Source organism: Scytonema sp. PRP1 (assembly GCF_036697665.2).
In the GTDB taxonomy this organism is placed as follows: domain Bacteria; phylum Cyanobacteriota; class Cyanobacteriia; order Cyanobacteriales; family Nostocaceae; genus Kalymmatonema; species Kalymmatonema gypsitolerans.
The window spans coordinates 15,627-37,522 of record NZ_JBAHYJ020000137.1 but is presented as its reverse complement, the minus strand read 5'-3'; the positions used below and the strand labels follow the sequence as shown (position 1 = coordinate 37,522).

Below are 21,896 nucleotides of genomic sequence, written 5' to 3'. Positions count from 1 at the left end.
CTAGTACTGAATACTCAGCAACGTTAGTTGCACGCCACTTGCGGGACTCGGAGGGAACCCCCAAGGACGCAGTGGCTCCTCAACGCGAGTCTCCTCCGCAGGGCGCTGGCTCCTGAGGACTGTTTTTGTTACAGAGGTAACCATAAGCTTCTTTACAGAACTTAACTAGCTTGATTTGCCAGTGAATCATCTGCATAAATGCCTCCGTTTTCTACCATCTAGCAAGCAGTCTATGAGTTTAGCCTTTTTCAGTTCATCAATCACAAGCTCTACTCTTGTTTGGTTTTGGTATTAAATCAAATTCTTTCAACTATCACGATTATTTAATCATTACGTAATTCAAAGTTAAAAAATGTTATTTAAAGTCAAATTTATTGAAGTAAGTACTCACATTATGTTAAGAAAATAAAGACTTATCAGCAGATACGTGTCGAAAATTGCAGTTTTTTTCGTCAAGGCAGTCATTGACTGCTGGATTTGTTGACAGTAGGCTATCGACTATTGACCGGAATTTCAGTAATTCGTCAACTGTCAACGCACTTATCGTTCATTCTTAAATCGGACTGGAGAGCGTCAGCTAACTCATCTTATTTACGTAGTTACCAGATGCATTTTACCTACAGTCTGCTAATCATTTCTCTAACCCACTTTCGGAATTCCCTGAGTGCTGGAGTTGTTCCTATTGTTCGACTCATCTCCACAAATCGATAAATCTCTTCAATGATTGGAAAATTAGGAAAAGTGAGACTCGTTTGGGACTTAATGTATTGCTCACCTTGCAGGAGATTGATTTCCAAATTACCGTTTTCGTAGCGCCAAATTTCAGGTACTCTTAACGCTTGATAAGCACTAATTTTGGTTTTTGAGGTGACATCTATTTCAATTGCTAGGTCAGGAGGAGGGTCAACATTTAGGTTTATCCTATCTGTGCCAATCATCAGCTTGTGACATCCTCCCACACTAACCGTAAGCGGTATAGTGTGGGCTTCTCCAAATCACTTTGAAGATTTCCTGGTTTTTCTCTTACGAGATTTCGACACTTGCCTAGACTGATTTTCACCAGTCCCCGGTAGATCGTCTGCACAGGCAGTTTCCATTCCCGCAAGTCCTGCGGTACTAATGAGGGCTATCCCTCGATTTCTAATATTTTGACCTGCGGCTACATCCCTATCTGTTTTGTATCCACAGTGAGGGCAGCTATGAACTCTAACGCTAAGGTCTTTTTTCACTTCACCACCACATTCGGGACATTCCTGAGAAGTCCCTCTTGCATCGACTTCTCTGAAAAACTTTCCACGCTTCCAGCACACATATTTGACGATGGTTCTAAACTGACCAAACCCAGCATCAAGCATATGTTTTCCGAACATTCCTTTGGCACTGGTGCGGTAATTTAGGTCTTCCATAAACACCATATCGCCAGCATCACAAAGGGCGTGTGCCTGTTTGTAGTGAAAGTCTTTCCTTGTATTGTCAATTTGATGATGAAGTCGAGCAACTTTAAGACGTTGTTTCTCGTAGTTTTTAGACCGTTGTTGTTTCCTAGCCAGTCTGCGTTGCAGCAATTTCAGCTCGCTTTGCAGTTGTTTAAAAAACTTCGGCGGCTTTACAAGAACACCATCGCTGGTTGCTAAAAATTTTTCTAACCCAATGTCAACTCCGATAGGATGTCCATGTGGGGTAGGGTCAGGAACGCTGACATCACATTGCAGGGAGATAGAGGCGTACCAGTAGTCCGCCTTCCTCAAGACTCGTACCTGCTTAACCACAAACCCTGTGGGAATGGGTCGGTGCAAGTTAATGGGGATTGCTCCAATTTTGGGCAGTTTAATATGAACGTTTGTTACTGGATTCTCTTTAAACTGGGGAAACAGCAATGACTTGAATTGCCCAAACTTCTTAAACCGAGGAAACCCAAATCCTCTGGCTTGAAAGTATTTCCAGGCAACGTGCAACTGCGTGTGGAGCTTGTTGGAGAACTTGAGAAGGAACTTCACCCAATCTGGGGAATTCCTTCTTGGCTTTAGGCAAGTTGTTAAGCTGCTGAATTTCGCCCGGAAACTTCAGTTCAGAAGAAAGGATGTACTCTTTTTCTATGGAACATCTATCTATCAAACACTTACGGCTGTCACACCAATCCTTTATCTCTCGAAGGGCGTAGTTGTACGTGCCTCGACAGACTTCCATCCACGCAATGAACTGCTGTTCTTGAGTGGCACTAGGATAGATTCGGTAACGGTGGGTAAGTGTCAGCATTCCTTTATAGTACTGCATTTACTGGGCAATAACACATCTTTAAATGTTAAGAATAGGGGTATTGAGCCCCTATTCTTAACTGCCTTTCATCCCGCCGAAGACACTGGGTACAGTTATAGCGGGGGTCTTCAAGCGCGAGTTAGATAATTTTTAATATAGAAGCAATCATCTGGTTCAACACCTGCGGTCATATCCTCGCGCTTAAAGGTGGTTGAACCAAATGACTCCCAATTCAGGTCAAGTTCATCTAGTAAGATTTTTACTAAATCTCCAATAATGACTTTGGCTCTCTCACGTTCTGGGAGTGGAACCATAATCTCTAATGTGCCTTGCCTATATGCAACTCGACTGCTGCGGTGTTCCCCCAACTCGTTGAGAATTGCCTCAAATTCTTGCCAACTAATATCTTCCAGCAGCACCCGCTGAAAGGAGTGGAACTCGAATTTGTTTGAGTTGCAATGTCACCATACTCGCTTTGCTCAAATTTACGCCGCATCAGCTCTTCTGTGTCAACTGCTGCACCAACAACTGTACCCCTAACGCCAGCAACCCAACCGCCACTATCCCAAATATCCCAGTTCCCAAAGCAATCACACCTACAACTAAGGTACGCACCGCAGAGCCGATATTCACTACCATCGGGTTATCTGAATGAATAGGTTTAGTGGCAAAAGTTGTGGCTATAGCAATCATCAGAGAGTACGCTGCATACCCAAGTCCCCCGGAAATCACCGCTCCAGTTAAACAACGTAACGGAGTTGGTTGAACCTGCGCTTGAATATCTGGTTGCTGCTTTACATTCTCGTCACTCATAAAACCTTCTTTGTCCTTTGCGTCTTTGCGGTTCGTATCTTAATCCTTACATCGATGATGCCACTTGAACCCCATGTGATGTCATCCGTGCCACAAACAATTCTAAATCCTCATCAGGAATAGTCTCCCTCACTTGAAGTTTAACTTTTTCCGCCTGCTGTTGCGAGTCACAGATTGCAAATACACTCGGACCAGAACCAGACATCATTGTCCCCAAAACACCAGCACTTGCAAATGTCTGCCGCAGTTGCAACACTTGTGGGTATGCTGGTAATACCACGCGCTCTAAATCATTATGCAGCTTTTGAGCAATCTCGGTTGCGTCCTTATTTAGGATAGCTTTTACTATTGGTCCGGAATGTATAGCTGCTGCACGGGCTGACAAGCTGCCGGTATCTTTTAGATAGGAATCACCAAACTGTTGTCGATAGGTTTTGTATGCCCAAGGGGTAGACACTGCAAGGCTACGATATTTACCCAATACTATATATATGTTGTCTAAACTGGGAAGCACAGAAAGTTGCTCACCTCTTCCTGTGGCGATCGCCGTTCCGCCAGCGACACAAAACGGCACATCTGAACCTAATTGCGCTCCCAATTCCTCTAACTCTGACTGAGTCAGTCCTAGCTTCCAAAGTAAATCTATCCCTACCAACACTGCTGCTGCATTCGTCGAACCCCCAGCTAACCCCGCTGCAACAGGTATGCGCTTGTTTATGGTGATGTTGACACCGCCATACCTGGCAAAGACATCTGGAAACTCTGCCGCCATCAGTTCGGCTGCTTTGTATGCAATATTACTATTGTCTATGGGAACTTCCGGATGGATGCAACGAACGCCTATCCTTTGATTGTCGCTTGCTTCTAAATGAATTTCGTCCGCTAGGTCGATGCTTTGGAGTATCATAACTAACTCATGATATCCATCAGGGCGATCGCCAATGATTTCCAGGTGTAAGTTGATTTTGGCAGGGGCTATTAGGGTGTAGGAACGCATTTTATAGTGGTTACGTAAGTTCTTAGGACTTTTGTACAGACGCACTCTCATGAAAGCGTCAAGACAAATCTCCTAACTCATTTGCTAGAGCTACCCATTGGCTAACGCTGAGTTGTTCAGCGCGGGCTTGAGGATTTATCTCTAATTTTTCCAGCAATTGTGACAGGCGATCGCGTTCTACAACCGATTGCAAATTATTTCGTAACATTTTACGTTTTTCCCCGAATCCCAACTTCACCAAAGTTTCTTAACCGTCGCGTGTCTGTGGCTGGTGGTTCAAATTGGCGTGGAACGAGGCGCACCACTGCTGAGTCTACCTTGGGTGGTGGGTAAAATGCTCCGGCTGGTACAGTATAAATCAACTCGCACTCTGCCAAATACTGCACTCGTACTGATAGCGCCCCAAAAGTTTTTGACCCTGGTTTTGCTGCCAACCTTTGAGCAACTTCTTTTTGTACCAATAGCACTATCGAGTCATAAGGTTCAAGGTTTGGGTTGGCAATTGTACCCAGTAGTTTTTCTAGAATTGGTCCTGTGATGTTGTAGGGAATATTGGCAACAACTTTATTCTGGTTTTGGAAGGCTGGAAATGGTTTTAAAAGGGATGGTAAATCTAGCTCTAGAAAATCTCCTTGCACAAGTAAAAAATTTTCTTTGCGTCCGAATTCTTTTGTCAATCGCTCGCACAAGTCTCGGTCTATTTCCACCGCCACCAAAGATTGTACCAACGGTAATAAGCGGCGAGTCAGGATACCTGTACCAGGACCAATTTCCAGGACGCAGTCAGTTGATTGTAATTGGGAAGCTTGAATAATTTCGTTGAGCGCTTTTTCACTTTTGAGCCAATGCTGAGCAAATTGCTTACGCGGTTTTACCTTTTCTGTCATGCTTTTAGCCTTGTTCAATTTCCATTACTTTTGTAACAATCGATGTCAATACGGTTCGGATAAGACTTGATCCCCCCAACCCCCCGAAGATCGGGGGCTAATTTCCCCCCTATAAACGGCTAGAGGAGATCTTTGAAGGATGAACATGGCGTTCCCGTACTGTATTGCGGTGACTCCGGGATCAACTAGCATAACAATTACCAAGCATTGAACCGAGACCGGGTGATTGCAAAGATGCCAATCGAAAGGCAACAACAGGGGCATATGTAGCCCAGATCAAGGCAATTTATTTTAGTCAAGTACGGAATTCCCTATAAAATTATTACTGTTTATACTACTCAATAACTCTGTCAAGCTATTGCAAAATTTCTTTACAAAGCTTTACTATTGTTAACAACAAAGAGAAAAAAGAAAAAAACCATGACGGCACGCAGCTACATAGTAGAAGAAGGGAATCGATTGAACAATTACGCAATTGAACCCAAGATTTACGTGGACGAAACCCAGAAGTTTGGCTTCACTGAGTATGCTGAAAAGCTCAATGGGCGTTTGGCAATGATTGGCTTTGTCTCACTGATCGCGCTCGAAGTTCTTACCGGACACGGTTTGATTGGGTGGCTCAGTAGCTTGTAAATATAAAGCTGAATTCTTAGAAATTAATCAATCTATCTATATAAATCAAATTTGGAGAAATAACGATGAGAACTGACTTTGACTTTCCTAAAGCGGAGCTACTTGGACCTGTTGTGTTTAGACCTGATTTCAACAACTTTGAAGTCATCAGCGCTAATCAAGCTTGGTCATTATTTTTCACCGGCGGTCAGGAAGATAAAGCACTGGGAAGAAATGCTGAATTGGGTAAATTTTTCACTAACCTGTTGATTGCTATCACAGTGGCTGGGAGTCTGGGGGGAGCTGTTTTCACTCACCTTACATGAATAAGCTCTGTCTTGATTGTCGTTAATACGAAGTATTCTCAAAGCCCTGGTCAAGGTAACCAGGGCTTCTTTTTTTAGCGGTAAGTTGAAAAGGCGATCGCCATATACGCGAATTGTTCACAATAGCCGAATGAAATTTTAAAGATAATGAAACCCATTGGCAATGATAAATTTTTTGATAATTTTGATATTTATTTATGATTTTGGGAATTAAAGCGATCGCTCTAAACGGTTGTATGTACATCAAATTGAAACTAAACCGTTTAGGCAAGCATATTTGTTGCAGTTCAGTACGACTATCCCACTTTGGCAACAACTTTTCTATCAAAACATAGTGGAAGGATGAGAACCCCTGTTCGCGTAGCGTCCCGAAGGGAAGATGTAGTTTGACGCACGGAGGAAAACTACATCTGTGTTTTCAACCAGGGGATGAAATCCGACACAGCAAGTTTTAACTTGTTGTTTCTCTTTCAGTGTATTGTCTAACAGCTTCTCGGATTAAATCATTGAGTGAACGCTCTGTTTTTTCAGAAAGTTTTGTCAAATCTTGATGCTCTTTGTCTGAAAACCTAACAGTTAGTTTCTGCATGACCTTAAATTGGTATTATAATAGAGTCATCCTAACACAGGATGAAAAACTCCAAAAAACAAACGTGTTGGTAGCCCTACCCTCACAACTGTTCGCGTAGCGTGCGCGACAGCGCATAGATATGGGGTTGTGTTGAGAAGAACTTAATTGTTGCCTTCAACACGTAAAATCTTCAAGGTTGGAAGGAAGGAAAGTGCTGCACAGCCCCTTGGGGTCGAGGCGGGTAGGGCTGTCTTACCCTCGTCAACGTGTTTTACAAAAAAACACGAGACAAGGTTACGGAGTGCGGCTTTTAGCCCAGGTCGTAACAACAGTCTAGAATCCACGTTTTTCAAAGCGTGGAGAGTTCAAATTTCCGCCGTGACTTACTCCCCTTTTGCTTCTTCGCTAATTTCTGTTGCTTGCGTTTCAGATTTGTTTCATATGAGGAAGGGAAATTCTCGCCCGCCTTGGTTAAGCCGAAGTTTAATATTAAGTTTTGTAAAGAAATAGCAAATCTTGCATAATTCCCTTTGTTGGAGCTGAGAACTATAACATATGCTGCAACAACAATCACGAATACTCCCTGCACTGTCATTTTGTCAGGCAGGGGTTTTTCTATCTAGTGGAAAAGGCACTTTTCCAACTTTTCTACCGTTCCTTATGGAGAGTATTTATACTTATACTCAACGTCTGTGAAGAAATAATGTTTCTTGCATAAAACTATTTAACTGACACTAAGAACTAACTAGAGGTTCATTCGGTTAACATGAAAAACACTTTTTAATAATACAACGAGTGCAAAATTGAGTTATTTCATTGGGAATACTTATGAATTATCAGATTTATGATTAGCCATTAATTCTAATATATAGAAATAGCAAAAATTCAAGAGACATTAATGCATTTTTTTGAATTTTCGCATATAAACTCTGATTTTCATGATAATAGGAAAACATTAATAAGATGGAAGAAAAACCATATTTGGAGCCACAAACTTCAGGAGAACAAAATACCTCGAATAAATTGAGTAGGGACAACGAGCCTTTATTGGTTCACTTTCATGAATCCAAAGCTTTAATAGATGCAATTGATAAGTATCAGCAAGCTGTTAAACGATATATTGACCCAGAAATCAACCGTGAAGAGACTATTTTGATAGTATCGGCTCTGATTGAAAAATTGGCAAATTCTCTGCCCAGGTATCTTGAACAAGAGCCAGGCATGAAACAGGGGCTGATGGATGTCATTAAAGAGATGCGAGAAAAAGGTTTTCCAATTAATCAGTCTTTAAAAGAGCAATTTATTAAGTTTGTTGTTGGGATGAAGAGTATGATTCAACAAACTTTAGCAAAAACTTTTTCATTCATAAGGTCTACTAGAACTTGAAAATCTTTGACAATTGCGCCAATACCTCTGTAATTATTGCGTGACTCTATCATGCTGCCAAAACCTGCTGGACACTCAGCGTGAGTTCTGGAAAAGTACGCGACACAATTCTATGTGAGTTCTGCGTCTTGTGATTTTCCAGTCTAACTACGCCTCAGCCACGCTTACCTATTTCCATCTGTTAGTAATGCCTGACCAATTTTTTGCAATGAATCATTGAGTAATACAGCCCTTTGCTTAAGCCTTATTGCAGGTTGAGGATTAGAATTCATACCACAATGAGCAATATCATTACGCAGTTCAGTCATTTGTCCCCAGAGTTTCGCCAATTCGTCTGCTTGTGGTAATGGCTCGAACTGCTCATCGTAAATGCTGGGAGTTGTGGTACACGGATTTTTTTTTCGCTTTTCACTTGCATTATTTAGAGAATTTTCCACCAGCTTGCGAAGATTTTTATTGTCAAACATGAAATTTCCTAAACCAAACTGTAGCACTAAAACAGAAACTAGCCATTCACGTGCCAAAGTTACTGCCTGTACCACTTTGTCTCGATCAATATACCATTCAATCATTTGTAACTGTAGCCGTAAATTATCAGCTAATGCTGCTTCATCACTTGGGTTTTCTAAAGCAAATTGTCCGTACTCTTTAACAACTCTTTCTACCAAAAGAACAAAAGGTTTGGCGCGTTGCTCAAAGCTTGGTGTGGCTTGTGTCAAAGTTTCCTCTAGCTGAGTCGCTGATTTCATCGTCTCAATTGGGCGAGTAATACTCAAGGCTAATGAAATAGTTTCGATTGCTTTAGCGGCATTTTCTAGCTGCTTTCTCACAGGTCTGGTAGATGGATTGTTACTTAGCTCCTCTTTGGATGGAACAGCTTTTTGAAGCAAACTAGCTAATGCTTGTCCGTCTCCTATTTCAACAAAGCTATTAGTTGCTGTTAGCCAATCGAGCATTTCGACAAACTCTGATAAATCAATTACTGGTGCAGGTACACCATTTCTAGAATTACCTAGTTCTAATGCTCCATAGTAAATAGCTTTAATCGTAACGTTTTTAGCAGCTTTGAGGTAAGCAGCAAATAAGAAGACAAGAAATGGAAGCGATCGCAGTCCGTGAGTCATATCAAAAACTACACTATCGCCTTCATCGACATTTTCAGTGATAACTCTAAAAGTTTGCCACATTTCATCAGTTGTTCTGCCAGTGGGAATATCAATTGGCTTGATGCGTGAATCTCCTAATTGCTCTAGTACAGACCAAGTAGTTTCTTTGGCTTTCTCTGTTACACAAACTAACATCATGTCGTATTCGCAAAACTGGCGCAGTGCTTCGGCAAAAACTCCACCAATATAGAGATTATCTTTGTAGATGTAGGTAGTTTGGAGTGCGCCGCGATCGCCTAAAAAGGTAATAATTTTTCTCATTAGTACATCCTTTGAACTCAGTTGGTTTTATGGTAGTAGAGGTAAGCCATAGTCACTGACTAAATTAGGTAATGAAACTTTGGGACCACCAGAGTTTCCTGTTCGTTCATTTTCAACAAACCATTCAAAAGCCTTCCCTTCTGGATGGGGTGGAACAAGGTTTTGTCCAGACTGCTGACGCTTTCTGGGATAGTGGATGGGCTTATTGTCATCAAAGCCTTGTACGCAGCGACAAAATGCTTGAATAAATCCAACTTCATCAAAAGGTTTGCCGTAAACCTGTGTTACGGTATCTTGAAAAACTTTGATTGATGTCTGTGCTTCCTTAGGCGATAAATTAGGAGTTGAGTCTAAACAAAAGTAGAACTTGCGCCAAGCTTCTCCTTTACGAAGGTCAGTTTTATCCCAGTTAATCTCTAACTTGACACTCCCAAAACCTAAAGGTTTTCCCCCACCTAAACGGTGATAATAATGTTCAGGAAGTGATAACAACCATAGAAGTGCGCCGAGTTCAACATCGGAAAGATTAGTGACATCAATATCGAAGCTGAAACTAACATTAGGTTTTACCCAAGCTTGAATTGAGCGATTTTGATCATCCCGTTGTTCTTGACCGTTTATTTTGGGTCTGCGATACTCCTGAAAATGACCTGCTTGATCTGTTTGTGTCCTATCTTCAGTAGGATTTTCCCAATGTTGTGCAGGCAATTTGGCATGGTGAGGGTAAACTTTACGTCCTCTTAAGCTATAATTGCTGCGATAGCCATCTTGCTTAGCTAAACCTGGATCTAATGGTGTCCCTTGGTCATCTTTAGCAATGTAAAATCTAGCTTGTTGTGGCTTTGGTTGTCCTAAGATAGCAAGAGGAAGACTACTTTCTGTAAACTCCTCTACAGGATCATCCGAATCACACTGAACTACACTAACACGCAGATTTCCTTTATAAGAACCATTACCATTTTGATTGACCCATCCAAAAACCCGCTCTGCTGGTGAAAGATGATTAATATCTGTTGCAGGTTGCAGAGTAGTATCTAGTAGTTCTTGAGGGGAAACAGTATATAAACGGCGAGAAATAGAAACGGGAAATAGCCCAGTAACTTGATTATTGCTAAGCTCGACATAACATAAAGTTCCTTCTTTTAATTCAAGTTCACTAGCTTCATATATATGACGCGACCATCCCGTTCTTCCTGGTTCATTGCCAAGATACTCTTGCGGTTGTTGATTATTTCTACGTCGTTGTTCTAAATCCTTGACGTGAGTTTCTTGGTAATTTTTAATAAGTTCTTGCCAAAGAGATTTCATCTCATTTGTGACGGTTATTATATCTTGATTGTCACTACTCTCAACAAAAACTCGCTCGTATTTCTTACCATTGATATTTGCACCTGTAACCAGAACCCATCCCTTCAGCCATTCACCCCCACCTGGGCAAATTGGAGTCCATTTCCTAATCCTGGTTACTACTCCTTGGTTTAGTCTTATCCAGACTGCATCTCCATGTTGAGGTAGACTAGAGTCATTATATTTAACTGCTGCTTCACTCTCTCCCTTGTCAAGTCGATTGCTACTTTGTTGGTAACGTGGTAACTTTCCTGCATGACCTACTAACCCAGTTGTCAGAATTCTCAAAACTAAGTTATCATCTCTACGCTCAACCCTAGCTGGAAAAATATCACTATTTTTTACAGGCATTCTATAGGCTAAACGGTCTTCATGTTTTTCAAACACCGAAAATCGAGAATTTGTCACCGTCTCATAAGCTGATCGCAACATCCCCTTAATTGAAGTTGCAGGTAAGTATGGTTTACCATTTACTAACCGAATTGGATAGCTTTTATGACCATTTGTACCTTCTACTTCCCTTGCATTGGCTGCATCTGGAATCAGTAATGGTGTCACGGTAGTCAAAGTCACAGATATTCTGCCACTCCAGTATCTATCTAAATATGAACCGTGACTACAAGGAGTGCGATCGCCTAGTTCACTATTTTGAACAATATCTGTATTGTGTGGAAGTGCTGGAACAAAGTTGTAAGGGTTGTGAAAGTCGCCTACAGGAGTTGTTGCAGATGAATTACTAGATGTACGAACAGATTCAAGAGCTTCAAAAGCTTTACCTTTTTCGCGTATCTGTTTGGGTTGACCTCCTACTTCTTCTAACTCTACTTCTAAACCATTTAACTGTGCGATCGCACTTTTCTTTTTTTGTGCTATAAATGCTGATAACTCAGATTCTTTTATATTAAAAGTAACGTCTTTCCCTTTTGCATTTGTAAACTGGACTCGCAGAGTTCTGTTATTAATGACAATTAACTTACCTGTAACCATGACTTAACCTCTAGTCCTATTAATCTTTCTTCTACTACTGCAAAATTGCCGTAATCATCAATGTCTTTTAGATACTCAATAGACTTCAAATACACTCGCTGCTTATCAGTAGACAAACCAGTGACAGGAACACTAATAGAGCCAATACGAGCAGCAGCTAGTTTTCCCCATCCAGGACTTAATACACTTTTAACTCCTTTGCCCCACAAAATATAGGATTGGGAAATTGTATCTAATGCTTTCAAATCAGAAATATCCTCTGATAAGTAACCTGCAATATCTTGTTCAGAAATTAAAACTGCTCTACCTTTTCCATCCAATTCATTCAGCCAACGTAATTCACAAGTTTGATTAAATGCTCTTGCTTCAAAAACATTCTTAAGGTCTAAAGATTGATTATTTGCATCTGTTAAATCTCCATTTGGTTGAACAATGGCAAATTGACAACAAGTAGGAGAATAAAGAAGTGCTACAGCCTGAGAACCACTGAACAGTGCAACTGCACAGTTTTTCAGTGCAGCTTGTAATGTAATATTATTGCTAATACGTCCATATAAAGTAGTCATCATACACCTTCCTGTACTTGTCCATTAATCCACTCCATCCATGCAGAATTTAGCTTGTCTAAAAGTTCTCGATTCAACTCGCTTAAGCTGCCATTAGGTAGTGTTGTTGCAAGTGCTGCTAAAGAATCATCCAGATTAAAGCCGTGAATAACAACACTTTTCACTTTTATTGACCCCATTCCGCGATTCGTACCATATCCTAGAGGAATACGACCCTCTGCTAAGTCTCGCAAAACTAATAAAAGCAGAGAAATTCCAGGAACTTGATGCTGTTTAAGACGATTCAGTGTGAAGGTAAAACGGATAGGTTGCCAAGTTACACCCATCGGTTCTAAATTACTGTATAAAAAGCCATCAGCAGCACCACCTGTCCAACGATCAACTGCTACATGAAAAGCTTGCTGAGTGTTCTGGAGTTTAGCATCATTGAGTGCTTCTCTAAGATTCTGGTCATTAGTAGCAGCCTGTATATTTCTCCAAGCAGCAGCACTGATTGGTAGATTGGCATAACAATCATCAACAAATAATGAGCCAATTTTACCTAGTTGAGTTTTGTTATCAGTTTTATCAGTGTTAGCTGTTGCACCAAATAAGTCTCGTACTAACGGTACTTCCAGTTGCTCAATAAATCTTTTCTTTGGATCTTGTTCTTCTCTCGTGGGCAGAGAAAGCACAGTACGAACAATACGTTCGGCTTGAGTTCGTAAAGCTCCTTTAATTGAACTACCAGGTAAAACAAAGGTAAGACTATTATCAACAGCACTAACTAGAGGAAGAATATCTACAGCAAGACCATCGCCTTCGGCTTTTACCATTAGTGGACTTTGTGGTTCCCAATTGATTTCAAAAGTAAGTCTGGGATTTTGGTAAAGAGTTTGATTTCCATTCAAGATGCTATCTAGTGTAATTTTTACATCATCACCACCCAAGAGCGCTTGTAGCATACCATTACGACTACAGAGGTTATATTCACGGATGCTTGTATTCTGTAGTTTTACCCGTCCCAATCCTCTTGTTTTGGCAGCCCCCAGACGAATTTCGCCATTTTCTAAAGCTCTAATTAGGTGAGCAAACCGAGCTTTGTAGTTTGTCCAATCTTGAGAATTAGAGGCAATTTCTAATGTCATATCTAGTGGAATTTTACTGCCTCTGGGTATGATGGCACGGTCATATTTGATTTGCTGTGCGGCTGTACCCCAAAAGCGATCAATACCTACACCGTCTCTAATTTCAACCACTACCCGTAGAATAGGAGCATCTTCAACAATTACATAACTGGCATGACCATCTCCGTTTTCTTTTTGAAAACCCCATAAATAATCAATATTTTCATTGCCAGATATCTGCATCCAGTTACGGAAAACTCCAGCAAAACTGGTTCCAGGGATGTAATATTGTCCTTGACCATTCATCGCAAGAGCCAAATCAACTTCAGGATAATCGTTTATCCCGCCTACATGGATAGGACTTTCAGTAACCAACGTGCCTTTAACCTTGATTCGAGAGTCTATTTTACGCGCCATGTAATTCTTCTCCTTGTTCCTGAGTTGTTACCTCTTGTTCTAAATAGCGTTTATGGGCGCGGATACAAGCATCTACAAGAGTTCGTACGGCTTCTGCCCAAAGTTCCTCCTTTAAATATTGTTCACCATCTCTGGTCAAGGTTATGTCTGCAAACTTAATGTTTAATTGACTCCAAATCTCGTCTTGATCTGAAACAAGTGTACGAATTTTTTGTAAGCTGTCTGAAATCCATTTATCTTTGCGGTTTGGCGTTTGCTCTAAATTTGTTAGCCAAGTCATTACATAAATGTGATCTGTAAATGTTTGCAGTCGTCCCAAGACTGAACGTAAAGCCCCCAGTTGACTCATAGTAGGCTTCTTTGGTTCTATACCCAAAGCGTCTTTGCGGCTATCAAAATCGGCAGCACTTCGTAAGACTGCTCGACGGATAGCTTCTCGACCAGCAGCTTTTTCTATAATACGGGCGTAGGAAAAGGCGTCGTCGTTCTTGGAAATCAAATGTCCTGATGAAGTTTGAGAAGGAGACTTTTTATTATTCTGCTCTGCTTGCATTTCTGAAGTTTTTTCTGTCAAAATGGGGTGATTGAAACAAATTTGACCGTATCCTTCTGCTTTTCGTTCACCAATCCCACTTGCCTCAATCTGAGCTAGTTTTGAAGTCTCAACCTTGCCTTCAATAACTTGGAAAACAACACAACTTCCCGCAGCAAGACCAACTAGAGAAGGTCGGGGTAATCCCCAGCATACTTGCCAGGAATCAACACGATGTGTTCGAGTTATCAGTGGAAGTTTTTCACCCTGCTCTTTTGTCTTGAGTTTGACATCTAGCAGTTTTCCTAATTCTTTTGCTAAATCCTCAATCGAAGTTGTAGGTCTAAGTCGTTCATCTCTGAGTAAAACATTGGAAAGAAGCCAAACTGTTAATTGTGTATCTTTAATTTCAATATTCTTTTCTATAGGTTGAGGAGGTTTTATAACTTGAAGTGAGACACCACCGTAGTCATCTTTTTTTGATTGTCCAAGCCTAGCATCTCCGTTGAGACAGTTATACCAATCTTCTTTATTTTTACTCTTTTTACTTAGTGCATCAGCTAAGCTTTTACTCAACTTTAGTTCAGCTTGCAGAGTAGTTCCTGGTTCAATAGCTTCGTAACTATAAACACCCCCGATATCGCTTGTAGGACGCTGAAATTCATCTTTTATCGTGTTGTGAGTCTCAACAGTGAGATTTACTTTGGCATATTTAGGTAAATGAGAGCTATTGGTCAAGCCAATATACCCATTTCGATAACCTTTCAATTGTTTTCCGTCTGGTTCACCTTCTACCAAACGGTTATAAACTTTGCCTCCTTTGTCAAGTTTATCAAATCCACCGCTTAGTTTTTCGTAAAACAACGATAAAGGAACTGGTTGCCCTTGTTGTTCATCTACTTCTAAAGTGGCGTTAGTGACTACTATATCGCCGCGAGCGATCGCCCCATTTATATCTACTCCGAAATTGCTAAATCTTTTCCTAACTAGGCGTAGTAAATGAGTTCCAGGAATGTAGTCAAGTGTTTCCACTACATTACCCACTGTCCGTTTTGCCACAATTACAGGAGATTTAGTAGTAATTCTCAATTTTACTTGCAACCAAGTTTTCTCTTGAGTAAATAGAAAATCTTCTATATTTGTAAGCTCTTCTCTTTCTTTCAAATCAGGTGGTTCTGATGGCTGTGGGTGAGATGCAATCCAATCAATCCAAGGTTTTATATTTTCTTCTACTACTAACTGACACTTCCCTGATCCTCTACGTCTTTTACCTCCCAGACGTTCTATCAATTGAGTTCCTGCAATTAACAAAGCATAAGCTGTTCGTCGTTGTTCTTCATCTTTTGGCAAATTTAGTTCACATTTTGCCTTTAGTAAAGTTCCGCCTCTTACCATTTCCTCAAATCGAAGATAATCTTTTTTAGCACAGCCATATTCTGGCTCAATGCTAATTCCAGGTTTGGCGAAAGTAAGAGCATCTTTTAATTCTGGTTTGTGCTGCAATGCTTGACGTAAGTTCTCAGCTAAGTAAGCTGCACGAACTGACAACGCCGCAGGACGAGGTGGTGTTTCAATAGCTGTTTTTGCAAGAGCAGGTTGCTCTCCAAATAGATAATCTACCCATTTTTGCCAAGCACCATTTTCCTCGCCATTATCCAAACCCAGTGCCACTAATTCACAAGCATCTCGCCAAATACCTGTAAGTGTCTTGGCTGGAATGTAGGGAAATCCATCTTTATCTCGTTGCACCAAACTATCAATATCTCCAGTTCTACCAGCACCAGAACCTACATGCCAGTCACTTATTAGCTTTAAATGAGCAATGAATGAGCTTTTAGGCTTTGGCAGTACATTTTGAGGTTGATCTACAGTTGTAGAGACAGATTTTGTTGGAGTATTTTCACTATAATTTACAGATTGTTTTTGATGCTTTTTATTTTTACTTTTCTTGCTCATTAGTCTCACTCTCGGTATTTAAGAATTCAGCAGCATCCAGAGCATCTAGTAATCCAGTAGTGTAAACTCCTGATTCTGGTTCTTGTTGAAAAAGAGAATTTTCGCTACCTGCAAGAGTTATAATTCCTACATCTCGGTAGCGATCGCGAATTAATTTATATCGGGCATCAGCTACATCCTTACCTAAAAATAAACCCGCTCTTAGCTGATGCATCTGGCTATTAGGTAATAGCCGCCTTCCCTTATCATCAGCTAAAATAACTTTAACTTGCTCTTGTAGCCTTGTCCATTTATGGAACTTAGCCCATTCCAGATCCTTTGCTCCTTGGAGTTCAGCTTCAGCAGTTACCACATATGGTCTGTTATGCAGTTGCTCGTTTTTCTGACAATTATTTTCCTGACTACTTTGAACTTCTAGCTTGCTACGAATTTTGTTAAATTCCACATCACTGGAATCATAAAGGATATGAAAATCTAAAGCAGAACAAGGATACGGTTTACCTGTTTCTGCAAAAATTACATTTTCTTTGACTTTTTTTGCAGATATCGTGAGCTTTTCGGCTAACTCATAAGCTACAGAAAATGGAAAGTGAGGTTTGATAATTGCCACTCCTGCACAAGCAGAAAGACGAGGTACTTTCAATGCTTTACCAGCAATCTCTGGAATTATTCCATCAATCTCTGGAATCATGCCATCTTTATGACTCAATGAAGCTGTTTCTCGTTCAAAATTTGTCAAGAATAATTGAGTAAACTCAAGAGCCGATTTCCCATCACATACAACAGTTAAATCATCTCCACCTAAAACTAAAGGTACTATTGGAAGCAAGCCTTTCTTGGTAGGATTAAAAGCTTCAAGAGCCGATAGAAAAGCTCTTTCAGTACAGAAATCCAGAGCAATGGAAAATTTTCTGAGTTTATCTACATAATTTCTGTTAGCTTGTGAGGGATTTAATTCATGATTCTGTATGTGTTCGTCAAAGTTGAGAAAAATTTCCCCCAAACCATTGCCATCTGCATGAATTACAGACAACCACTCTAGCTTTTGAAAAATTTTTTCGTTTTTGCTTAAACCTTCTATATTATCCTCTAACAGTTCGTTGGGTATGTCTTCATTTTTGAGTTCTTCATCTAATGCTCTAACACTGCGAGCAAAATTAGTACTAGACTTTTCTCGCTTTAATAGGGCTGCAATCCGATGAAAACCGTCAGAGCTATAGTTTCTTTTACTGTAACTGGCTTGTGACCTTACTACAGGCTCTCCTTTAGAGTCATATTCTAATCGAGCAGCAGGCAAACCGCTAGTAGAGCATTCATCTACCACAGGTAAACGCAGAAAGCGTAAATCTGGGGATGGTCTTTGTGACCGAACAAATGCAAACTTTTGATGAACTAGGCGATTAACTTTTCCTAAATTTTCTTGATCCCAATTAAAAGCTTCTGAAATCACTCCACAGATATCTAAACCTGGCGCTTCACGCAAAGCTTTATGGGTAACGAATCGAATAATTTTTTTAGCAGTCTCATAATCTTGACTCAGTAAAAGTGCTTTACCTGAAGCTGCTACTATTATTTCAACCTTGACATTGGAATTTGATTCAATAGGTTGGTTTAATTGTTTATTCAAGAGTTTTTTTCGCAGTTGGTCGTTGTTTCTCCATCGAGTCCACAGTTTAGAGTTACTCACTTGCTCTACGGCTTCTAAAATCCACTTTGTACCTGCTTGATATGTCAACTCAGAAGCACCAATATTTTCTTTGAGCTTATTTGTGGAAAAGATATAGTTCTGATTTCCAGACGTCTCAATAAGTACTAAATACATAAGCTATCTCTAAGTATTCAATCTACAGTTTGTCTGTGGAGAGGAAGCGATCGCTCCCACGAACTCCTCAACCACTACTTATTTCCACCAACAACTGCGCCAAAGCTTGCACCATTGGGCGACTGGAAATATCCTCTCCCCGCTCTAGGTAATGAACGCTACCCTTAAGGATGGTAGATTCTGACTCTATGCAGTCAGCAACACCTTCGTAATTACTATAAATAATGGCAATAATCTTCAAATTTAAGTTTGAGCAAAATTCTTGCCATTCAGGAACTTTATTCATATTATTACTCAGTATAACCGCGTGAGTAGCGTGTTGCATAATTAACTGATTTTTTTCATCTATTTTTCCACCCACATCAACCAAAACTAAGGGTTCACTGCAATCTCTAACCCATTGCGCTCTTGATGCTGCAAACTCTAGCGTGAAATCTGTCTTATAATCAGTCTTGTACTGTCTAGCTTCAGCAGCGTTACGTTGGAATGTGTCAGAAAACCAACTTCCTTCACCATCTGGGTTTGCTGTAATTACATAAGGATAGGGTGCGCCGGGAATGCGGCGAATCGCTTGCTTCAAACCTTCTCTCAAGCAAGACTTCCCCGAATGCGGTGGTCCACAAAGCACTACTTTCACTGATTGCTTTCCCATGCAGTACCTCAATCAACTAAGTCGCCCAATTTGTATGCTGGATTGTGTGTAACCGAGATCACATACTTCCCCAATTTGGGATCAAAAACTCCAATGGCTCCATATAAGTGAGCTACTTTATGTACTAACACGCAAGCTACAGGTAAAGATGCTGGCCCGTTGATTTTCAGTAAGGGACCGCCTTTAAGTTCTCCTGTTGCTGTCATTTCTTCCAAACGTCGTGCAGCATCGCGGACGATTTGGTTATTTTGGGCTGGTTCTCCAAAACCAACTTTCAAAACTTCTCCATCTAACTCGATTGTGTATGTTGTCATTATTTCTACTACGTTTTGCGAATATATCTATCTTACACACCGCTGGAAGGGGCATCTTCCAAATAGAGTTAAGCTAAAGTTAGGTTTCAAAACGAGTAGCGATAAGTAGGAATGCTAATTTTTAGCGATCGCCCCCACATCCCTTTGTTGCAATGGCTAGCCCGAGGTTCTCTCAAGCAGAACCTGCACAGATCAATTCGTCTATGGGCGTGGCTATGCTATTTATACAGGGATGATTGCTGGAACTTAAGCGAACCCTTCTCGTTTGTGGATTTGCGGAAAACCTTTTTTACCTTCACTCACCCCAAGGAGGATGCAATTCCCGATTTACACGACCGCAATTGTATATGTAGCAAAACCATAGCTGAGTGGATTTTTGCTGCTAAAACAGGAGTGTCAGAAACAGAATGGCGAAGCGTACTTCAATCTCATGATGATATACCCGACGCAACCTTGGATGAACTTTTGCAACGACGATTGTTTGCTGTTACCAGGCGATCGCTATCTGGTGATTTGCAAATCTTAACTGAACTTGGGTGGCTCAAACGTCGTGGACAAAAATACTATCGAGTTTCTCAGTTTCCTGAGCGACCGATGGACAAAAATATAGAAGATACTACCAGAATCAGTACCTACAACTTCAATTTCCTGCATCCAGATTTGGCAAATATTGCTCAGAATCTTTCGCAGCAAGTAGGGGAACAGCGGTTTAACTTGCATGTTGATTACGTCATTCCCAAAAGCACACTAGATAGAGTAGATGATTGGCAATACCAATTAAGACATCTGTGGGAGCAAACACCCGTCCCTCCAGTTAAACTAACCTACAAAAGTGCCAGAGTTGGACAAAAAGTTCAATGTATAGTTTATCCTGTCTGCGTCTACTACGTTCAACGAGCAGTCTACCTGTGTGCTTTTGGTCAAACGCCCATCAACAAAGGGGAGTGGTACAACTACCGCCTAGATCGCATCTCCCAAATGCTACCCCTGAATTGGAAAGACTCTAGTTTACCGCAACTCCTACGCAACCATTACCCGCATCACCTACCCAAACCCGATTACGTAGAAGAACAAATGGCTAAAGCTTGGGGCTTTGATTTTTACTTGCAACCCAAATTAATGTTACTGCGCTTTGACCGAGAATTTGATGATCGCTACATTCAAGGAACATTTCGTCATGAAACTTTTCAAAGAGTCACTTATCACCAAGCAGAGAAATTAATTAAACAAAATACTCAAGTGCAGAAGTTATTACAAGTTCTCCACTCTCGTTCTCCCCATGATGCCTACTATCAAGTCTACTACAGAGATGGGGATACAAATGTTGGTTTGCGACTACGCGCTTGGCGACCAAAAGGCGAAGTTTTGCTTCCTTGGGAACTGCGACAAAGCATTGCCAAAGAAGTGCAACAAGAATCCCAAGTATATAATATATGATTTTAGATTTTCGATTAATGAATACAACAAAATTGACAGAAAGATTTGAAGCAGCATTGATATACGCCACTCGCTTGCACGCAACCCAAACTCGCAAACTTGGCGACGTTCCTTACATCGCACACCTGTTAAGTGTGGCGGCTTTGGTACTCGAAGCAGGAGGAAATGAAGATGAGGCGATCGCCGCCCTTTTACATGATGCCGTAGAAGACCAAGGAGGCAAAGCGACTCGTGAGGAAATTCGGCAGCTATTTGGCGAACAAGTTGTGGAAATTGTGGATGGTTGCACAGAAACAGACACCACACCCAAACCCCCTTGGCTAGAACGCAAAACCCGCTACATAGAACATCTGCGCTATGCTTCATCATCAGTGCGACGAGTGTCGCTTGCTGATAAACTTCACAATGCTCGTTCCTTATTAGCAGAATGGCAACAACAAGGCGATGTTATCTGGAGTCAGTTTAACGGTAGCAGGGAGGATACATTCTGGTTTTATAAGTCCTTGGTGCAGGTGTATCAAGAGACTGGTTCTGACTGGATGACTGAGGAATTCGCACGAGTTGTGTCTGAATTGTTTCAGCAAGGTTGATAAGTAGTAGCCTGTCAATTTTGATTTAACGGCTTCGTAGTAAGCGCTTTAGCGCTAAAGCGCTTACTACAAACTACAGATGAAATGAAAACAAAGAATACAGTGTCTCATGGGCAAGTAGTCTTTTGTTTCCGTCCCCTTGCGGGGAAATGAAATGAAAACAATTGGTATTGCAGTTGCTGGAAGTTCTTCATTCTTTTGTTTCCGTCCCCTTGCGGGGAAATGAAATGAAAACCCTACCTTCTAGAACCCTTACCAAAACTGGCTTTCAAACGACAATTTTGTGGGATATCACTTTTTCTATCAATTATTAGAAATGACTGGCAATAACCAACCAGAACAACCGCCTCAAACGCTTATAGTGTAAGCTATTTGCGGGATACAACGAAAGAATCAGGGTTTCAGCCCACGAGCGTATCCCACAAAATTTGTGCGCTGTATTCACTTTTCAAGGTTCTGAATGCATCAATAAACACACTACTTAACAGTAAATCCTACCAGCTTGAATTGTCAACTTCTTACAGTCATGACAATCATCAAGTACTTTAATTTTATAGCCAGCCCGCCAACGCAAGCTTTGTTGCGTACACCACGCGTAGGGGCACAGAGTTTTGCTCATACGTGTCAAAGCTGAAAACTTTGTAGTTACGCCATATCACGCCTTTATATAGCGGTTCTTAGTTGAGTGCAATACATCAAGAAATAAGAACCACAGATGGACACAGATGGACACAGATAAATTTGTACTTCATTCAAACGAGAAGCGCTATACTTGCTCACAATTCTCGCTCTACCCCACCCCGGTTTTGTCTAACGCCAAAACCTCCCCTCCCCTTGCTAAGGGGAGGGGACGTGAAGCGTAGCTTTACGGGGGTGGGGTAAATTAACGTGGAAT

19 protein-coding genes and 2 pseudogenes are annotated in these 21,896 nt (G+C 41.0%); 5 read left to right on the top strand and 16 right to left on the bottom strand.

Annotated features, from left to right (window positions below):
* Nucleotides 1-617: 617 nt before the first annotated feature.
* The 7 genes and pseudogenes from V5G28_RS36095 to rsmA all read right to left on the bottom strand — a co-directional run bounded on the left by V5G28_RS36095 (nucleotide 618) and on the right by rsmA (nucleotide 4,953).
* The gene (locus V5G28_RS36095) at nucleotides 618-938 is read right to left on the bottom strand and encodes a Uma2 family endonuclease (RefSeq protein WP_332990296.1); all 321 of its coding nucleotides are present in this window, start codon (nucleotides 936-938) and stop codon (nucleotides 618-620) included.
* A 57-nt stretch (nucleotides 939-995) separates the two neighbouring features.
* Nucleotides 996-1,955: an RNA-guided endonuclease InsQ/TnpB family protein gene (locus V5G28_RS36090; protein ID WP_336231557.1), complete on the bottom strand. Its 960-nt coding sequence runs from the start codon at nucleotides 1,953-1,955 to the stop codon at nucleotides 996-998.
* Nucleotides 1,900-2,256, bottom strand: coding sequence for a helix-turn-helix domain-containing protein (locus V5G28_RS36085; RefSeq protein WP_336231556.1), 357 nt, complete (start codon nucleotides 2,254-2,256; stop codon nucleotides 1,900-1,902). The genes V5G28_RS36090 and V5G28_RS36085 overlap by 56 nt, the downstream gene beginning before the upstream one ends.
* A 143-nt stretch (nucleotides 2,257-2,399) precedes the next feature.
* Nucleotides 2,400-2,724 (bottom strand): annotated as a pseudogene (locus V5G28_RS36080) (Uma2 family endonuclease); the annotation flags it as partial.
* A 27-nt stretch (nucleotides 2,725-2,751) separates the two neighbouring features.
* Nucleotides 2,752-3,069, bottom strand: a complete 318-nt coding sequence (locus V5G28_RS36075) for a DUF3082 domain-containing protein (protein WP_096563019.1) — start codon at nucleotides 3,067-3,069, stop codon at nucleotides 2,752-2,754.
* Between the two features lie 46 nt (nucleotides 3,070-3,115).
* Nucleotides 3,116-4,066: a 4-(cytidine 5'-diphospho)-2-C-methyl-D-erythritol kinase gene (gene ispE, locus V5G28_RS36070; RefSeq protein WP_332990285.1), complete on the bottom strand. Its 951-nt coding sequence runs from the start codon at nucleotides 4,064-4,066 to the stop codon at nucleotides 3,116-3,118.
* A gap of 58 nt (nucleotides 4,067-4,124) precedes the next feature.
* Nucleotides 4,125-4,953 (bottom strand): annotated as a pseudogene (gene rsmA / locus V5G28_RS36065) (16S rRNA (adenine(1518)-N(6)/adenine(1519)-N(6))-dimethyltransferase RsmA).
* Nucleotides 4,954-5,373: 420 nt separating this feature from the next.
* Here rsmA and V5G28_RS36060 point away from each other — a divergent pair.
* Nucleotides 5,374-5,586, top strand: coding sequence for a chlorophyll a/b-binding protein (locus tag V5G28_RS36060; RefSeq protein WP_096563015.1), 213 nt, complete (start codon nucleotides 5,374-5,376; stop codon nucleotides 5,584-5,586).
* 65 nt (nucleotides 5,587-5,651) lie between these two features.
* The gene (locus tag V5G28_RS36055) at nucleotides 5,652-5,891 is read left to right on the top strand and encodes a hypothetical protein (RefSeq protein WP_332990282.1); all 240 of its coding nucleotides are present in this window, start codon (nucleotides 5,652-5,654) and stop codon (nucleotides 5,889-5,891) included.
* 451 nt (nucleotides 5,892-6,342) lie between these two features.
* Here the strand turns inward: V5G28_RS36055 and V5G28_RS37005 are convergent, their stop codons facing one another.
* Complete coding sequence (locus tag V5G28_RS37005; protein ID WP_442994328.1) at nucleotides 6,343-6,480, bottom strand: ribbon-helix-helix protein, CopG family; 138 nt, start codon at nucleotides 6,478-6,480, stop codon at nucleotides 6,343-6,345.
* A gap of 945 nt (nucleotides 6,481-7,425) precedes the next feature.
* Here V5G28_RS37005 and V5G28_RS36050 point away from each other — a divergent pair.
* The gene (locus V5G28_RS36050; protein ID WP_332990280.1) at nucleotides 7,426-7,848 is read left to right on the top strand and encodes a hypothetical protein; all 423 of its coding nucleotides are present in this window, start codon (nucleotides 7,426-7,428) and stop codon (nucleotides 7,846-7,848) included.
* A gap of 164 nt (nucleotides 7,849-8,012) precedes the next feature.
* Here V5G28_RS36050 and csx2 read toward each other — a convergent pair whose 3' ends face one another.
* The 8 genes from csx2 to V5G28_RS36010 all read right to left on the bottom strand — a co-directional run bounded on the left by csx2 (nucleotide 8,013) and on the right by V5G28_RS36010 (nucleotide 18,974).
* Nucleotides 8,013-9,275, bottom strand: coding sequence for a TIGR02221 family CRISPR-associated protein (csx2, locus tag V5G28_RS36045; RefSeq protein ID WP_332990278.1), 1,263 nt, complete (start codon nucleotides 9,273-9,275; stop codon nucleotides 8,013-8,015).
* Between the two features lie 27 nt (nucleotides 9,276-9,302).
* Nucleotides 9,303-11,609: a TIGR03986 family type III CRISPR-associated RAMP protein gene (locus V5G28_RS36040; RefSeq protein ID WP_332990276.1), complete on the bottom strand. Its 2,307-nt coding sequence runs from the start codon at nucleotides 11,607-11,609 to the stop codon at nucleotides 9,303-9,305.
* On the bottom strand, nucleotides 11,591-12,178 hold the full coding sequence (gene csx19, locus V5G28_RS36035; RefSeq protein ID WP_332990272.1) for a type III-D CRISPR-associated protein Csx19: 588 nt from the start codon (nucleotides 12,176-12,178) through the stop codon (nucleotides 11,591-11,593). The genes V5G28_RS36040 and csx19 overlap by 19 nt, the downstream gene beginning before the upstream one ends.
* Nucleotides 12,175-13,698 carry an RAMP superfamily CRISPR-associated protein gene (locus V5G28_RS36030; RefSeq protein ID WP_332990268.1) on the bottom strand — a complete coding sequence of 508 codons (1,524 nt, stop codon included), beginning with the start codon at nucleotides 13,696-13,698 and terminating at the stop codon, nucleotides 12,175-12,177. The genes csx19 and V5G28_RS36030 overlap by 4 nt, the downstream gene beginning before the upstream one ends.
* Complete coding sequence (locus tag V5G28_RS36025) at nucleotides 13,688-16,186, bottom strand: RAMP superfamily CRISPR-associated protein (RefSeq protein ID WP_332990265.1); 2,499 nt, start codon at nucleotides 16,184-16,186, stop codon at nucleotides 13,688-13,690. Before V5G28_RS36025 ends, V5G28_RS36030 begins: the two co-directional genes overlap by 11 nt.
* Nucleotides 16,170-18,008, bottom strand: coding sequence for a hypothetical protein (locus V5G28_RS36020; RefSeq protein WP_332990262.1), 1,839 nt, complete (start codon nucleotides 18,006-18,008; stop codon nucleotides 16,170-16,172). The genes V5G28_RS36025 and V5G28_RS36020 overlap by 17 nt, the downstream gene beginning before the upstream one ends.
* Nucleotides 18,009-18,075: 67 nt before the next feature.
* Complete coding sequence (locus tag V5G28_RS36015) at nucleotides 18,076-18,660, bottom strand: hypothetical protein (protein WP_332990259.1); 585 nt, start codon at nucleotides 18,658-18,660, stop codon at nucleotides 18,076-18,078.
* 8 nt (nucleotides 18,661-18,668) lie between these two features.
* Nucleotides 18,669-18,974: a CRISPR-associated protein Csx3 gene (locus tag V5G28_RS36010; RefSeq protein WP_332990255.1), complete on the bottom strand. Its 306-nt coding sequence runs from the start codon at nucleotides 18,972-18,974 to the stop codon at nucleotides 18,669-18,671.
* Between the two features lie 111 nt (nucleotides 18,975-19,085).
* Here V5G28_RS36010 and V5G28_RS36005 point away from each other — a divergent pair, with 111 nt between their 5' ends.
* Both V5G28_RS36005 and V5G28_RS36000 read left to right on the top strand, forming a co-directional pair.
* Nucleotides 19,086-20,411: a TIGR03985 family CRISPR-associated protein gene (locus tag V5G28_RS36005; RefSeq protein WP_332990252.1), complete on the top strand. Its 1,326-nt coding sequence runs from the start codon at nucleotides 19,086-19,088 to the stop codon at nucleotides 20,409-20,411.
* A gap of 17 nt (nucleotides 20,412-20,428) precedes the next feature.
* Nucleotides 20,429-21,001 carry an HD domain-containing protein gene (locus V5G28_RS36000; protein ID WP_332990249.1) on the top strand — a complete coding sequence of 191 codons (573 nt, stop codon included), beginning with the start codon at nucleotides 20,429-20,431 and terminating at the stop codon, nucleotides 20,999-21,001.
* The last annotated feature ends 895 nt before the right edge of the window (nucleotides 21,002-21,896 follow it).